Genomic DNA, 14,593 nt, shown 5'->3' with positions numbered 1-14,593 from the left:
TTTCAATAGAACCAGGGCGCCCACCAGTTGAGCGTGAGCGCTGCGATGACGATGACGAGACCAATCCACAGCACCGTCTTGGTGATGCGAGCCGATTGTGGGCGGGCACAATATGAGCCGTCCGCGCAGGGCGGTTTCGGTTTGAAATAGACGTGCCAGAAGCCGAAGCCGAGGATCGCGAGCGTAACGGCTCCTACATAGGGCTTGTAAGGTTCGAGCGCCGTCAGATTGGCGATCCACGCACCGGAAATTCCGAGCGAAACGAGAGCCAGCGGCACGATGCAGCAGGCCGAAGCCAGCCCCGCGCCGATCAAGGCTCCGGCCGCAATCCAGTTGGCCCCAGTTTCTCCCTTGTCGGGAGTGAGGGGCAATGGTCTCGATTCCGGTGATGATGGCATCGCGAAAAACTCCATTCAGATTTCCCGATTCACGGTGTAATCCCTGTAGCAGCTACAGGCTCAAGGGGTTTTTTTGATGGATCGACAGCCAGGTTTGTTGCGGGCGCAGTTGGCAAAGCGGACGGGCTGCAACCTCGAAACCATCCGCTACTATGAGAAGGTGGGATTGCTGCCCCCACCTCCGCGCAGTGCGAACGGCTATAGAGTCTATTCACCCGAGCTGGTGCGAAGGTTGCGGTTCATCCTGCGCGCACGCGACCTGGGTTTCGCGATGGAAGAAATTCGCTCGCTATTGTCGTTGACCGACACTGGCAAACAGACATGCACCGAGGTGAAGAGCAGGACCGAGAAGCATTTGTCAGATGTGCGTGAGCGTATTGGTGACCTCATGCGAATCGAGGCCGAACTCTCACGGATGGCGGGATTGTGTTCGGGCGATACAACGCCGGAATGTGCAATTCTCGATGTGCTCAATTGTTCGCAGCCGAACGCCTTGTAACACTTGATTGACGGTGCCCATGCGCGAGGCTCGTGCGAGGTCGATACGCCGATTTTATTTGCCGCAAGGATCGAGCTTGCATCTCAGCAACGCCAGCACCGGCAATGAGTTTGGTATCGCACCCGTTACTGCAAATGCGGCATTCCCTTCCTCACCAAACATCCAGACAAAGACCGCGATCATAGCGCCGGCAACAACGCCAAATGCCTCGATTCGACTGGCTATCATCGGCGAGCTGAAAAGCTGATCTGGCGGTTGCCGCTTCGTCAGCAGGCGCGACTGCGGTTGCCTTCAAACATGTTGCCAGCATTACTTTTGCATTTGCCCCGACAAGTTCCGGCCTCTGGCAAGCTTCCCTTCCTATATCGACCCATTTGTCGAGGCCCCTATTTGGCTTGCAGGCGGGGTATGCTCCCTATCCGCGCCGCCAATCGTGGTAGTGCTCCACAAGCCTCAGCAAGCCTTGCGGAGCATGCTTCTTCTTCCATTCGCCCGCCGCATATTTATTCGCCTCGGCCATGGTCGGATAGGTGTGGATCGTGGCCATAATCTTGTTCAGGCCAAGCCCGTGTTTCATCGCCAGCACATATTCGGCAAGCAGTTCGCCGGCATGTTCGCCGACGATGGTGACGCCGAGGATACGATCCCTTCCCGGAGGCGTCAGCACCTTAACGTAGCCCTGTGTCGCGCTGTCGGCAATGGCGCGGTCAAGCTCGTGCATCGGGAAGATCGTGACCTCGTGCGCCACGCCCTTTTCGCGCGCTTCCTGCTCGTTGAGGCCGACGCGCGCCACTTCCGGATCGATGAACGTCGTCCACGGAATGACGCGGTAATCGGCCTTGAACCGCTTGAACTGGCCGAACAGGGCGTTGACGCTGGCGAACCATGCCTGATGTCCGGCGACATGCGTGAATTGATATGGCCCCGCGACGTCGCCGGCGGCATAGATATTGGGGTAGATCGTCGCGAGGTAATCGTCGGTGATGACGGTGCGTTGCGTCTCGATGCCGAGATCTTCAAGGCCATAACCCGACAATCGGGCCTTACGTCCGACAGCGACGATCAGCGCATCGAATGCGATTGACTTTTCCCCGCCGTTGCAGACCGCAACCAGGCGCTTTGCTTCGTCGGCGACTTCGACGCGGAGTGCGGCGTGACTGGTCAGGACGGTCACGCCGGAAGCCTCGATGGCTGCCCGGGCCAGTGCCGAAACATCGGCATCCTCGCGCGGCAAAAGTCGCCCACCGCGATCGACCTGGGTTACTTCGGCACCAAGGCGGCCGAAGGCCTGCGACAGTTCACAGCCGATTGGCCCACCGCCGAGCACGACGATGCGCCGAGGCATTTCTTCGAGTTTGGCAAAGTGCTCCCACAGCGTGTCGCTGGTGACATAGCCCGAACCCTCCAGTCCCGGAAGATCGGGGATCAGCGGTTCTGCGCCTGCCGCTATCACGATGGAGCGCGTCGTCAGGCGCTGGACGCCGCCATCCTCGCGGGAAATCTCGACCGTCCAGGGATCGACGATCCTGGCATATCCCTTGACCACATCGACGCCGAGACCGGTGTAGCGCTCCACGCTGTCGTGCGGTTCGACAGCGGCAATCACATCATGTACCCGGCCCATCACCGTCTTGAAGCTGATGCGCGGTTCGGTTGTTTCCAGGCCATATGTATCGGCATGGCGCATCGCCTCTGCAATCCGTGCCGACTTGATCAATGCCTTGGACGGCACACAGCCATAGTTGAGGCAATCGCCGCCCATTTTCGACGCCTCAACAAGCGTCACTTTAGCTTTGACAGTGGCGGCGATAAGCGAGGAAACGAGACCCGCGGCGCCGCCGCCAATCACGATCAGGTTGAGATCGAACCGCTTCGGCTTGGTCCAGCGCGCATAAACCCGGCGACGCTGGATCGCGGCCATGATCCATTTGCCAAGCCACGGCAGCAGTCCAAGCGCTGCGAAAGAAGCAAGGAGACCCGGCGAAGCGATGTCGCGCAGGTTCTCGATCCGCGCGAGCTGGGTGCCTGCATTGACGTAGACAACCGTCCCCAGCAGCATGCCGAGCTGGCTAACCCAGTAATAGGTCCAGGTCCGGATCGGAGTCAGGCCCATCAGCAGGTTGACAGCGAAGAAGGGAAAGACGGGCACCAGCCGCAACGAGAACAGGTAGAAGGCCCCATCGCGTGCGATGCCTGCGTTGATCGGGCGCAACCGCTCCGCAAAGCGCGCCTGGACCGCATCGTGAAGCAGGAAGCGCGATCCAAGAAAAGCCAGCGTCGCGCCAATTGCAGAAGCAAAGGAAACGACGAGTGTGCCCGTGCTGACGCCGAAGATCGCGCCGGCTGCCAGTGTAAGAATTAGCGCGCCCGGGACCGAGGCGCCGCTGAACACGACGTAGGCGAGAAAGAAGATCCCGATCACCAGCAGCGGATCGGCTTGATAGACCGCCTCCAATGCCGAATGCTGGGCCTTGAGGGCATCGAGCGTCAGGTATTGACCGAGATCCAGCAGGAACCAGGCGGCGATCGTAAGCGCAAGTAGCGCGAAGACAGCAATGCGTTTCAGCGGCCCTATCCTCCTGGTGGTGAGATATGGCCGTTGGTCGGGTGGACGGTCTCGTTCTTACACATCCTTGTTATCGGAATGCACGGCATAGACCTTCGCGGCGTCGCCAAGGCGCGGCAACTGGCGCTCGAAATTTGCGCAGCCGCGGCACATCCCCACATGGAGACGCAATTTCATCCGCTCGGAAAACGTCAGTTTGCGCTCCTGGCTTTGCGACATCAGGAACGTGGCATTATGGCAGTTCAGCATGGTCAGGCTCCTTCCTGGAACCAGTGGATTTGCAGGCAGGCGCGCAGGGCAAGACGAGCGCGGTGCAGAATGACGTGGACGTTGGTGGTCGAAAGCCCAAGTTCGCTGCAGATCTCGTGCGTATCGAGTTCGACCACTTCGCGCATCATGAAGACCCGGCTTTGCTGGGGCGGCAACCGATTCAGGCAGGCATCGAACACGGCCAGAAACTGGGCGCAATGCAGTTCGGCTTCGGGGTCTTCCCATCGCGCCGGGCGAGCTGCATCCCGCCACATGCCTTTCCGGTCGAATACCGCAGGCAGTGCGCCATTCTGGTCCGGCAGGTCCATCTGACTCGCGTTGATCGGCCGACGCTGGCGTTGCCGCAAAATGTCAGCCACCTTGTTCTTAAGGATGGCGATGATCCAGGTCTTGAGGGCGGCCTCGCCGCGGAAGTTTGCAGCATTCTTGAGCGCTCCGGCCAACGCCTCCTGCACCGCATCTTCCGCTTCGTCGTCATTGCGCAATTGCAGCCGCGCGAACCGGAGCATGTCCGCACGGACCCTGGCAAGGAAAACAGGGTCTGCGGTGGCCAAGCCAAGTTCTGTTGCGGCGAATTGATCCATTCAGCCCTCCGCTGCCTCACGTACCTTGGCCGCGCTATAGCTTGAGACCAGAAAGGGCACGGCGTAGTTAAGCAGGAACCTGCCCCAGTCGATGCCATCACCGCGCCATATCTGCGAACCCTGATTGATCGCGTTGAGGCAGGTGCCGACGAAAAGTGACACCCGGATCGCATTGCCGACAACCTGCCCATGGACCATCGCCCGGAGCAACGCGGTTACTCGGGCAGCCTTCACGATAGCGATGCCCAGACGTAAGCCTGCAGCGGTGCGGGGCCAGTAGTGATCTTGTGGTCAGTCGTCATACCTTGTCCCCCTTCCATCATACCCCTGGCTGTCAATTTTCACGCATACGCGGGAATCCGGCGCGTTGTTCAGCACCGGAACCGGTATGCTTGCCTTGCGACCAGCCCACCGGCCCGAGTACACTCGACGCCCAATCGACTGACGCCTGATCGGTTACCACTGCAAGAGTGTCGCTGTAGCGGTTCAGGAATCCGCTCATGGCAACGACGCCGAGCAGTTCTGTAATCTGCTGATCCGAGTAGTGCCGGCGAAGCGATGCGTAGTGTTCTGGCGTAACGGCATTAGGCGAAGCACCTGCCGCCATAGCAAAATAGTAGATCGCCCGCTCCGCGTCGGAAAACTGATCGGATCGCTCGAATTCCCAGAGGGCCTGGATGCGCTCCGCAGGCACGCCGGCAAGGTGAAGGCCATAGCCGCCATGCGCCTGGCAATGCCGGCATCCCGACGCAAGGCTGAGCAGCATGAACGCCTCCTGCTTCAATTGGCGCGACAAATCCCCGCCGCCCAGACAAAGCTGCGCCATCGGACCGAAGTGTTGCATCAAGGCTGGCCAATTGAAGATCTCGAGCTTGTGTCGATCGAACGTCGCTATCTCATTCATGCTGCACTTTCGTTCCTCATATTATTCAATTACGTCAGATTGTCTGTGAAAGTGGATTTCAAATCGTGGTCATGCAAAATGAGAAATTCCTACTTTTTCGTCTCGTTCGTCACGACTGAGATTGAACTCGGCCATGCGGTGGCGCTCCACAAAGAGACGATCGATCCAATCCTTTAGTCTCCAGGCCATCTTGCCCGACGTGACAATGCCGCCCCACGAAGCAATCGCGCGCCTGTTTCCCAAGGCGAGCAGGTAGAGCGTTCGATTCCGAGGCTGGTATTGCTGAAGCGATATACCACTTAACGTGGCGCGCAGATTGGCGGCCAGGACCGGTCCCGCCTTAACTGCGTGAACCCCGGACCGCTCCAGCTTGCGATCGCTGCGATCGATGACGTCGCCCGCTGCAAAAATCTCAGTGTGCGAGGTACTCCGCAAGTCGGCCCCGACGGCGACAAAGCCCTGCTCGTTACAGGCGAGGCCCGACTGCGCCAGCCAGCGCGGCGCACGACTGCCTGTTGCAGCGATGATGCAATCGGCGGGGAGAAAATTCCCACTCGCGAGCAGTAACCCGTTATCCTCACCAGCCGCCTGAGTAAAATGAACCGCGATGCCGCGATCCGCCAATTCCATAATGGCCAACTTGCGCACCTGGGCGGCGTGACCGGACAAGAAGCCATCAGAAGGAGTGACGAGCGATACCCGGTAGCTCCGAAAGGTGTTACGCAGAGCCACATCAACGCCCAGTGCGAGCTCGACGCCCGCCGCGCCTCCGCCAACCACGGCGACATTTATCACCGGAGCCAGGGTTTTCGCTTCCAACAGGTTCGACCACCGCGCCATGAATGCGCCCACCGGTCTGACCGGTAACAGTCTGTCGCCCGAAGCGGCGAGGGCGGAAGTATCAGTTTCGCCTCCAATAGCCAGCGACAAGAGGTCGAACCCCATCTCCTCCCCCGATGACAGGCTCAGTGTTCGACGCGCAGGGTCCAGTCCGACCACGTCAGCAAGGATCAGTTGTGCGCCCGCCCGTTCCGCCAGCGGCTTGAGATCGATCAGCAGATCATGTGCCTGGTAAATCCCGGCAAGCCAGCCCGGCAACATCCCGGAATAGGCCGTGAAGCGCGAGGACGTGACGAGCCAACGCTGCGTGCCGGGCATCGGCGCACGGGCCCAGTCGGCCAGGACCGCCAGATGCGCATGGCCACCGCCTGCCAAAATAACGCGCCTTGTCATTCTCGGCCTGTTCCATTTGCCGCAATTCAGCTCTGTCGCGCGTAATCGCCGAAACTTACAGGCCACTCGGCTGACCAACGCCCGGCGATTGAGCTGGCCGTTCCTTCTTGTTGATGTCGCGTCTTGGCAATCGAGGCTTCGAGCTCTCTTGACGGAACAGACTGGCCGCTCCGCCTTGGCAGATGGTTGATCCGTCTTACTTTAGCGGCCCTCGCGATATCCGCGGTCGGCCTCACGTTGGAGCAGTATGATGCAATCCCCAACCTCGCCGGATTTTCGGCGTTTTGCGTGGGGGATTGATCGGCCTGCTGGGGCTCGCCGCGTTGTTCGCGGGGCGGCATTGGCCGCGCCCTGAACGGCCGCCTCGCGACCTACCAGCGGATCAGCGGCGGAACTGCGATTCTGCCGACGAGGGCGCTTACTACCACGACGGCACTGTGCCACAGCCCGATGTGGACGATGTCGCTGGAATCGCAATGAAATGAGATCGCGAATATGCCGAAGCTGCCGGCGGCGATGCCGGCAAGCAGACCAGCGCGCCCGGGCGAGGTGGGTGCGCCCCGCCGCAGCCACCAGATCAATACAGCAAAGGTCATCAATGCGAGCCCACTGCCAGCCATCAGGCAATCAAAGCCCTGCTGCGCTGCGCTGGCCGTGAAGGCAGCCGGTCCCCTGCCGAGACTGCTAATGGTGGCCGCAATCGGAAGTAGCGCTGCCATGGCGACCGCCCATACCCAACCGCCATGATCGCTGCCTACGCGGGGCCGGCTCATCATGATCACCGTGACCGCACAGGCCAGACCGAGCAAGAGAAACAGGCCCGTAGCGAGCAGGAATACCGGATCGAAACTGCCAGTGATAACATCGGGCCGGATGCCAAACAGCAGGGCCACCGTGGTCATGGTCACTCCCAGCCCGGCGAGTGCAAAGCCCAGTCCGCTTGAAAAGCGCAGCGGCCGAACAGGCTCAAGACCATCAACCAGTTGGGCAATCAGGACGCCGGTGGGGTTGCCGACGGAGGGGGCAACCGATGGAGGGGTATTGCGGGACATCGTTCAGGCTTTCTCGATCATCGCGGAGAGCTTCTTCAGCCCCCGGTGAATATTGACCTTTATCAGGGATTCGCTCTGGCCGCAGGCACGGGCAGCCTCGGCGATCGACAGGCCTTCGATCTTGACCAATTCGATTGCCTGGGCCTGATTATCAGGTAGTTGGGCGAACAATCGTTCCAGACTAATCCGGGCGGCGACCACAGACTCTTCGCTCTCGTCCGCCAGATGATCGTCCAGCTCGGTTTCATCGGCCCGGTATACCTGACGAAGGTGATCGACCCAGCGGTAACGGGCGATTGCAGCAAGCCAGGGCAGGAAGGCGCGCGACGGATCATAGGAGGCAAGCTTTCGGTGCAGTGCCATCAAGGTATCCTGCACGAGATCGTCGAGATGGTTTGGCGCAATGCGGCGCGAATAGTAGGACCGCAGCCAGCGCTGGCATTCCGTCAACAGGGCGCCGTATGCCTGTCGATCGCCGTTTTGGGCCATGGCCATGAGGCGGGCCAGCGAGGCCTCGTCGGGCCTCATGAGGCGCGGCCACGTGCAAACAGCGCGTCGAGAGAAAATATACCGGCGCCGCGCACGATGAGCGCAAGCTGCATGGCAACCCACAGCGAATGCTCAGTCCACCAGGCATCGGGGTAGACAAAGATCTGGATGACCATGGTCATTCCCAGTAGCGCCAGCGCGGCAAACCGCGTCAACAGGCCGAACACCAGCAGGACCGGGAAGAGATGTTCGGAGACCGTGGCCATGACCGCAGCGAGATGGCTGGGCAGTGGAACCCCGCTGTACTCGGATTCGAACAAGGCGTAGGCATTGTCGCTGATCGTGAACCAGGTGCCTTCGGCGATCTTGGTCTGCCCGGAACGCCAAAACACGCCAGCGAGCACGACGCGCATGAACAGCAGCATCAGACTCTCGGGTAGCCTTGCGGAAAGCTGGGCCACGGCCCGGTCGTATAGAGCAAGTAGTCGATTCATCGATCCCACCTGTTGTTCGAACGACGATCGATTTGCTGCAATGCGCCCGCCTCGATCAGCGCAATCAGCGCAGGCATAAAGTCGTCGGGCAGCAATCGATCCTTACAGCCGGGTTCGGTGAGACCGGCAAAAAGGTTACCGATGCTCGTGGGCAATTCGACTTCCGTAAACATTCTGGCCATCGTCAAAGACGCCGGCGAGACGAAGACTTCGGCATCGGGCCGGGCAATCAGGATCGCCTCAGCCTCTGTCAGGCCAGGAACTTCGTCTCCAAGCAGGTGGTTCACGGCGCGATCAGGGTGGACGATCCGGGCCGCCGGATGACCGGCGATCTCAACCTCTAGCATCGCGGCTTCACCGATTCCGGCAAGCGCCGAAAGCCTGAGCGGCGAGGCTTCGGCCGCGTGGTAGGCTTCGAGCCACTCCCATTCGAAGTGTGCAAGATCGACCGCCGTGCAGGTCTCGCCGACTTGATCGAGAAAGCCTGGGAAACTTGCCCCGATCTCGGCGAGCGTGCGGGCGGTCACTCCCGGCAAGCCAGTAAACCGCCGGGAGTGTTCGTTGAACCGTTCATGGCCGAGAAGCGCTCGGGTACGCGGAAACGTATCCTCCAGAGCGACGAGCCGGGCGTGCGAGATCGTGTTGGCATGAACCTTCATGCCCATCAGCACACGGGACCGGGTTCCAGCAAACAACCCGTCGGGGAGTTCGTCGGGCCCCAGTTCGAGCGAGCGCATCATCGCCGACTGTGCCAAATCAAGCGTGAGCATGGAGTGCCTCCACCATCGCAATGGCGGCTTGCTCTTGCATGATCGCACCGGCCGTCCGTGCTTCGGCCATCAACACCGCATATTCCGGGATATCGGTGTCCCATTCGATGAGCGTCGGTCGCGGACCGGCGCGTCCGATGAACCGGGTGAACAGCGCCCAGCTCAGATCGGAGACAGGGGAGCCGTGGTCGTCGATGAGGAGCGGGCCATCCGCATGTTGCTCGCGCGCGTGGCCGGCGAGGTGGACCTCCCCGACCAGGTCCGGATCGATCGAATCGATCATGGCGATCGGGTTGAGCCCGAGATTGGTTGCCGAAACCTCGATGTTGTTGATGTCGAGGAGAATGCCACAGCCGCTCAGTTCGCAGAGCAGGTGGAGGAAATCGACCTCATCCATGTCATCATCGGCAAAGGCGAGATAGCGCGACGGGTTTTCGATGAGGATGGGTCGCTTCAGCCGGTCCTGTACCATGGAGATTTGCGCCACGACATGCCCCAGTGCCTCGTAGGTGTAGGGAACCGGCAGGAGATCCGGGTAGCGATTGGAGGCAGTACCACTCCAGCTGAGATGGTCGGAGACCACCGCAGGCTCGTAGCGATCGCACAGCGCCGTCAGGTGATCGAGGTCTGCGCGATCATGCCCAGCGGAGCTCCCAAGTGACAGCCCAACCGAATGAAAGCTCAAGGGCAGGTGTTCGGCAATCGTTGAGAGCCACCGATGCGGTGGGCCTCCCGCGCCATAATAGTTCTGGGGATGTACCTCGATCCAGGCGGGTGCCTCGCTCAAGGCCGGGAATGGTGCGGAAGTGCTGGCTGACACGGAATTCAGCACCGATACATAATGCTCGGGCTTCAGTCCTATTCCCGCCAAGGGGGGCAGCTCGGTCAGGCGTTTCATGTCAGCCAGCTTCCGGTGCGACCCGAGGGCTTCAGCCCTTCTGGGCGACGGGAGGAGTATTGCCTGCATGCGCTTCAAGCGTGCCCCCCTGCTTGATGCACGAACCTGCCGGCACGAGCTTCCAGGCGTTGCCTTGGTAGTCGACGGACGCGGTTCCCGCGCAGCTGGTGCCAGGTCCGGCCTTGCAATCATTGTGACCCTTCAGCGCCACACCATAGCACTTCTCTTGCGGCGCACCGGCGGCCGCGGGAGAAGCGGACAGAACTGCTGCTGCTAGCGTGGCGGCGGCCGCTGCCGCAGCCAATTTCGTAGGACCATTCATTGGGAATTCCTTCTGTCGTTGATGAGCCTGGCTTAGCTCCCACAATGCAATTCGATCCGGGCGCCTGATTGGTTACAGCCAATCGCATTTTGGTCGCTCTAGCCAAGAACCTCGACAGAGACAGTTCGACAAGTCCGATCCCACGCAGCCAAAGCTCCAATTCAGCCGCGCTTGCGAACAAATTCCGCGCGCAACACCAAGCCCTTGATCCCTTCGTATCGGCAGTCGATTTCCTGCGGATCGTCAGTGAGGCGGATCGATTTGATCAGCGTTCCGCGCTTGAGTGTCTGGCCTGCGCCTTTGACCTCGAGATCCTTGATCAGGGTCACCTGATCGCAGTCGGCAAGCAGGTTGCCCACAGCATCGCGGACTTCGATCCGGCCTGCGTTGGCGCGCTGTTCCGCCAGTTCGGCTGCGGGCACCCACTCATCGGGTTCTCTAAAGTTCAGGGAATGCCATTCAGGCAGGCAAGAGATCGCGTTCGATCAGCCAGGTGCGCATCGTCAGTAGCGCAGCCACGCCGGCAGCCAGGGCAAAGGATCGGGCGCCAAGCGTGATCCACGCGCCAGCGCCTGCAAGCCCGCCAATCAGGAAAGCCAGCCAAAAGGATGCATGCAAGCCGAGCTGGCGATGGTTCACGCCATGTCGTCCCCCGGCGAGTGCCTCCCCGAACCGGACGATCTGTGCGGAAGGCGACAAGGCCTCCTGGAGGTCGGGGTTGTCCTTCTCGAATAGGCAATGGGCGGCGCCCATGGCCATGGCGAGGAGGACGGCAGGAATGATGGCCAAGCTCGATCGGAACGCGAGATAGGCACCAGTTAGGGCAACCGCGGTGCACAAGAGGACTACTGTACGCCGGTATCGATCCGACCAGTGTACGATCAGGGTTGTAAATACGACACCACCAACAAAGCTGACCACCATTCCGGCCGCAAATTGTGCGATGGCCAATTTACCAGGAAGGCTCGCACCCAGCACCGTCGTGTTGGCCTCAGGCGATGACAGGAAGACATCTCCGAAAGCCAGAAAACCAACGGCATTGATAAAGCCTGCAAGGATGGCCAGCATGGCGGCCAGTTGCACCATTGCGCGTTCCGCCCTGCCGATATCCAGCGAACTGGGGCGTCTGCCTATCCCATCGGGTTCGCTCATGGCTTACCTCTCACGCATCACGGGTCGGCCATCGCTCGATCACGAGCGCGATACCCTGCCCGCCTCCGATGCACATTGTCACAAGACCATAGCGTCCGCCAATGCGTTCCAGCTCATAGAGCGCCTTGATCGTGATAATCGCACCCGTCGCACCGACTGGGTGACCCAGTCCGATCCCACTGCCGTTAGGATTGACCTTCTCTGGCAGGAAATCCAGCAGTTTGGCAACCGCGCAGGCTTGGGCTGCAAATGCTTCGTTGGCTTCGATCACGTCAATCTGATCAAGCGATAGGCCAGCGCGTTTCAATGCGATGGGAACTGCTTCTACCGGCCCCAGACCCATGACCTCGGGTGCGACACCGGCATGCCCCCAGCCAACCACACGGGCCCGCGGCCGAAGACCTCTTGCCTCGGCCGCTGCGGCAGATGCCAATACAAGCGCGGCCCCGGCATCGTTCAGCCCGCTGGCGTTCCCGGCGGTCACCGTGCCGCCTTCCTTGCGGAACACCGGTTTGAGGCTGGCAAGTCCTGCTTCTGATAGGTCGGTGCGAACATGCTCATCGACCTTGAACTGGAACGTGCCGCTACGGTTTTTGACCTCGACAGGCACGATCTGGTCACGGAACCGGTCTTCCTGCTGTGCCTGCGCCGCGCGCCTGTGGCTTTGAGCCGCGAGAGCGTCCTGCTGTTGGCGTGTAATACCGTGACGATCGGCGATGTTCTCCGCCGTCATCCCCATATGGCCAGCGCCGAACGGGTCATTGAGAACGGCATTCATGGCATCAATCACGACGTCATCGCCCATGCGTCGGCCCCAGCGCATGGATTTTGTCACATAGGGTGACTGGCTCATGCTCTCTACCCCGCCCGCGACGGCAATGTCGCACTCGCCAAGCGCGATCATCTGCGCGGCCGAGATGATCGCCTGAACGCTCGATCCGCATAGCCGATTGAGCGTTAACGCTGGCGTCCTGTCGGGAATTCCTGCTGCGATTGCGGAAATCCGCGAGACATAGGCATCGCGCGGCTCGCTCTGGATAACCTGGCCTAGGACCACGTGACCTACATCCGCCGGATCGATTCCGGCGCGCCTGATGGCTTCGGCAATGACAATACGACCGAGCTCCCAAGGGGCAACGTCCCTGAGGCTGCCTCCAAAATCGCCAATCGCGGTGCGCGCACCGGACAATATCACGACGTCGTTCAAGAACTGTTCCTTTCGAAGACAGGCACCCCATGGGGAGCGAACAGGGGGAAGCGCCGCCCACCCCAGTGAGGCTGGCGGCGCCTGTCAGTGCAGCAGCGGCTTGGGACTTTCGAGCAATCCGAGCGCCAGAGACTGGGCATTGGCGAAATCGGCGGCATAGAAGACCTTGCCGGAGCTCGCGCCGAGATGGACCCGTTCGAGCATCGATTGCGGCTGCGCTTGCACACCGGAGAGAACGACTTTTGCACCGGTGATGTGGGCTTGCTCGATGAACTCCTCGAGCGCCTGCACGCCGCTGGCATCCAGGAGTGGCACGAGCCGCATGCGCAGGATGATGACCTTGGGCGACTGGCCGACACGGCGAAGGGTATCAAGCAGTTCACCGGCCACGCCGAAGAAGAATGGGCCGGTGATACGAAATACTTCGACGCCTTTGGGCAGGGTGTCACGCTGGTGAACATCCTCGGAGTCAAGATCGGTGTCCTGCCTCCCGCTGGAATCGACTTCAACCGCTTCGGCCATGCGCGCCATGAACAGCAGCGACGCGAGCGTAACGCCGACGCCGATCGCGACGGTCAGATCGACCAGCACCGTGAGGCCAAAGGTCAAAAGCAGAACCGCGCGGTCACTGTTGGGCATGCGCAGCAAAGTGATGAAGCGCTCGTACTCGCTCATCCCCCAAGCAACCATGAACAGGATCGCGGCGAGTGCTGCCATCGGCACAAAGGCCATGAGGTCGGTTGCAAAGAGAACGAAGAGCAGCAGGAACACGGCGTGCAGAATGCCGGCAACGGGTGTCTTTGCGCCCGAACGAATGTTGGTCGCCGTGCGCGCGATCGCTCCTGTTGCGGGTAGTCCGCCGAACAGAGCGGACCCGATATTGGCGATGCCCTGGCCGATCAGTTCCTGGTTGGAGCGATGCCGGGTTCCGGTCATACCATCTGCCACAACTGCCGAGAGCAACGCTTCGATCCCGGCTAGAAAGGCGATGGTGAAGGCCGAAGGCAGAACCGCATTGATCTTGGCGAGGGAAATTTCGGGGAAGGACGGCATTGGCAATCCCGCCGGAATGTTGGGGAAGCGTGAGCCGATGGTATCGACGGGCAACTTGAGCAACGCCACGGCTACCGCACTGACCACCACCGCGATCAGGAAGCCTGGCAATTTCGGCGCGAATTTGCGAAGCACGATGATGATGGCAAGTGCGCCCGCGCCCACACCCAGTGTGGCCCAGTTGGTGCTCGACATGGCGGCGAAATAGGCCTGCCATTTGGGAACGAATTCGGCGGGAACCTTGGCGATGGAAAGACCGAGAAAGTCCTTCACCTGGCTCGAGGCGATGATGACGGCGATGCCCGCGGTAAAGCCGGTTACGACGGGGTGCGGGATGAACTTGATCATCTGCCCGAAGCGAAACACACCGGCAGCGATGAGAATAAGCCCGGCCAGCAGCGTCGCCACGAGCAGACCGTCATAGCCGTGCTTGGCGATGACATTGAAGATCACGACGACGAACGCGCCGGTCGGTCCGCCCACCTGAACGCGTGAGCCGCCCAGGGCCGAAATCAGGAAGCCAGCGATGACGGCGGTGACCAGCCCCTTGTCAGGTGAAGCGCCGCTGGCGATGCCAAGCGCCATGGCAAGGGGCAGCGCGACAATGGCAACCGTGAGCCCGGCAATGGCATCGCCTCTGAACGTGCTTGCCGAGTAGCCTTCGCGCAGGACCGTGATCAGTTTGGGCGTGTAGGTCTTCAT

19 protein-coding genes are annotated in these 14,593 nt (G+C 60.8%); 2 read left to right on the top strand and 17 right to left on the bottom strand.

What is annotated here, in order from left to right; all coding sequences use genetic code 11:
* Positions 1-2 precede the first annotated feature (2 nt).
* Positions 3-371, bottom strand: coding sequence for a mercuric transporter MerT family protein (locus K426_RS03430; protein WP_443018208.1), 369 nt, complete (start codon positions 369-371; stop codon positions 3-5).
* 103 nt (positions 372-474) lie between these two features.
* Between K426_RS03430 and K426_RS03425 the strand changes: the two genes are divergently transcribed.
* The gene (locus K426_RS03425; protein ID WP_066553788.1) at positions 475-897 is read left to right on the top strand and encodes a MerR family transcriptional regulator; all 423 of its coding nucleotides are present in this window, start codon (positions 475-477) and stop codon (positions 895-897) included.
* A gap of 76 nt (positions 898-973) precedes the next feature.
* Positions 974-1,144, top strand: a complete 171-nt coding sequence (locus K426_RS31785) for a hypothetical protein (RefSeq protein ID WP_158511723.1) — start codon at positions 974-976, stop codon at positions 1,142-1,144.
* Between the two features lie 168 nt (positions 1,145-1,312).
* Here the strand turns inward: K426_RS31785 and K426_RS03420 are convergent, their stop codons facing one another.
* The 16 genes from K426_RS03420 to K426_RS03345 all read right to left on the bottom strand — a co-directional run bounded on the left by K426_RS03420 (position 1,313) and on the right by K426_RS03345 (position 14,593).
* Positions 1,313-3,352 carry an FAD-dependent oxidoreductase gene (locus K426_RS03420; protein ID WP_237229921.1) on the bottom strand — a complete coding sequence of 680 codons (2,040 nt, stop codon included), beginning with the start codon at positions 3,350-3,352 and terminating at the stop codon, positions 1,313-1,315.
* A gap of 168 nt (positions 3,353-3,520) precedes the next feature.
* A complete protein-coding gene (locus K426_RS03415) occupies positions 3,521-3,712 on the bottom strand; it encodes a hypothetical protein (RefSeq protein ID WP_066553782.1) in 192 nt (63 codons plus the stop codon).
* Between the two features lie 2 nt (positions 3,713-3,714).
* Positions 3,715-4,317, bottom strand: a complete 603-nt coding sequence (locus tag K426_RS03410) for a sigma-70 family RNA polymerase sigma factor (RefSeq protein ID WP_066553779.1) — start codon at positions 4,315-4,317, stop codon at positions 3,715-3,717.
* On the bottom strand, positions 4,318-4,551 hold the full coding sequence (nrtS, locus tag K426_RS03405) for a nitrate/nitrite transporter NrtS (protein ID WP_197672751.1): 234 nt from the start codon (positions 4,549-4,551) through the stop codon (positions 4,318-4,320).
* Between the two features lie 100 nt (positions 4,552-4,651).
* Positions 4,652-5,221 (bottom strand): carboxymuconolactone decarboxylase family protein, encoded by a 570-nt coding sequence (locus tag K426_RS03400; RefSeq protein ID WP_066553771.1) that lies wholly within the window; start codon positions 5,219-5,221, stop codon positions 4,652-4,654.
* A gap of 69 nt (positions 5,222-5,290) precedes the next feature.
* Positions 5,291-6,454 carry an FAD-dependent oxidoreductase gene (locus K426_RS03395; protein WP_066553766.1) on the bottom strand — a complete coding sequence of 388 codons (1,164 nt, stop codon included), beginning with the start codon at positions 6,452-6,454 and terminating at the stop codon, positions 5,291-5,293.
* A 371-nt stretch (positions 6,455-6,825) separates the two neighbouring features.
* A complete protein-coding gene (locus K426_RS03390) occupies positions 6,826-7,506 on the bottom strand; it encodes an NrsF family protein (RefSeq protein ID WP_066553763.1) in 681 nt (226 codons plus the stop codon).
* A 3-nt stretch (positions 7,507-7,509) separates the two neighbouring features.
* The gene (locus tag K426_RS03385) at positions 7,510-8,034 is read right to left on the bottom strand and encodes a sigma-70 family RNA polymerase sigma factor (RefSeq protein WP_066553760.1); all 525 of its coding nucleotides are present in this window, start codon (positions 8,032-8,034) and stop codon (positions 7,510-7,512) included.
* Positions 8,031-8,420 carry a DoxX family protein gene (locus K426_RS03380; protein WP_335339778.1) on the bottom strand — a complete coding sequence of 130 codons (390 nt, stop codon included), beginning with the start codon at positions 8,418-8,420 and terminating at the stop codon, positions 8,031-8,033. Before K426_RS03380 ends, K426_RS03385 begins: the two co-directional genes overlap by 4 nt.
* Before the next feature lie 65 nt (positions 8,421-8,485).
* Positions 8,486-9,259, bottom strand: coding sequence for an HvfC/BufC family peptide modification chaperone (locus tag K426_RS03375; RefSeq protein WP_066553754.1), 774 nt, complete (start codon positions 9,257-9,259; stop codon positions 8,486-8,488).
* Complete coding sequence (gene bufB, locus K426_RS03370) at positions 9,246-10,157, bottom strand: MNIO family bufferin maturase (protein ID WP_066553748.1); 912 nt, start codon at positions 10,155-10,157, stop codon at positions 9,246-9,248. The genes K426_RS03375 and bufB overlap by 14 nt, the downstream gene beginning before the upstream one ends.
* Before the next feature lie 31 nt (positions 10,158-10,188).
* On the bottom strand, positions 10,189-10,479 hold the full coding sequence (locus K426_RS03365) for a BufA1 family periplasmic bufferin-type metallophore (protein WP_066553746.1): 291 nt from the start codon (positions 10,477-10,479) through the stop codon (positions 10,189-10,191).
* A gap of 161 nt (positions 10,480-10,640) precedes the next feature.
* On the bottom strand, positions 10,641-10,901 hold the full coding sequence (locus K426_RS03360; protein WP_443018207.1) for an alkylphosphonate utilization protein: 261 nt from the start codon (positions 10,899-10,901) through the stop codon (positions 10,641-10,643).
* 37 nt (positions 10,902-10,938) lie between these two features.
* Positions 10,939-11,631 (bottom strand): DUF1275 family protein, encoded by a 693-nt coding sequence (locus K426_RS03355; protein ID WP_066553741.1) that lies wholly within the window; start codon positions 11,629-11,631, stop codon positions 10,939-10,941.
* A gap of 10 nt (positions 11,632-11,641) precedes the next feature.
* Positions 11,642-12,838, bottom strand: a complete 1,197-nt coding sequence (bktB, locus tag K426_RS03350; RefSeq protein ID WP_066553738.1) for a beta-ketothiolase BktB — start codon at positions 12,836-12,838, stop codon at positions 11,642-11,644.
* A gap of 84 nt (positions 12,839-12,922) precedes the next feature.
* On the bottom strand, positions 12,923-14,593 hold the full coding sequence (locus K426_RS03345; protein WP_066553731.1) for a SulP family inorganic anion transporter: 1,671 nt from the start codon (positions 14,591-14,593) through the stop codon (positions 12,923-12,925).

Origin of the sequence: Sphingobium sp. TKS (assembly GCF_001563265.1) — a bacterium.
Classification (GTDB): Bacteria; Pseudomonadota; Alphaproteobacteria; order Sphingomonadales; family Sphingomonadaceae; genus Sphingobium.
This window is presented reverse-complemented; position numbering and strand designations above follow the sequence as displayed.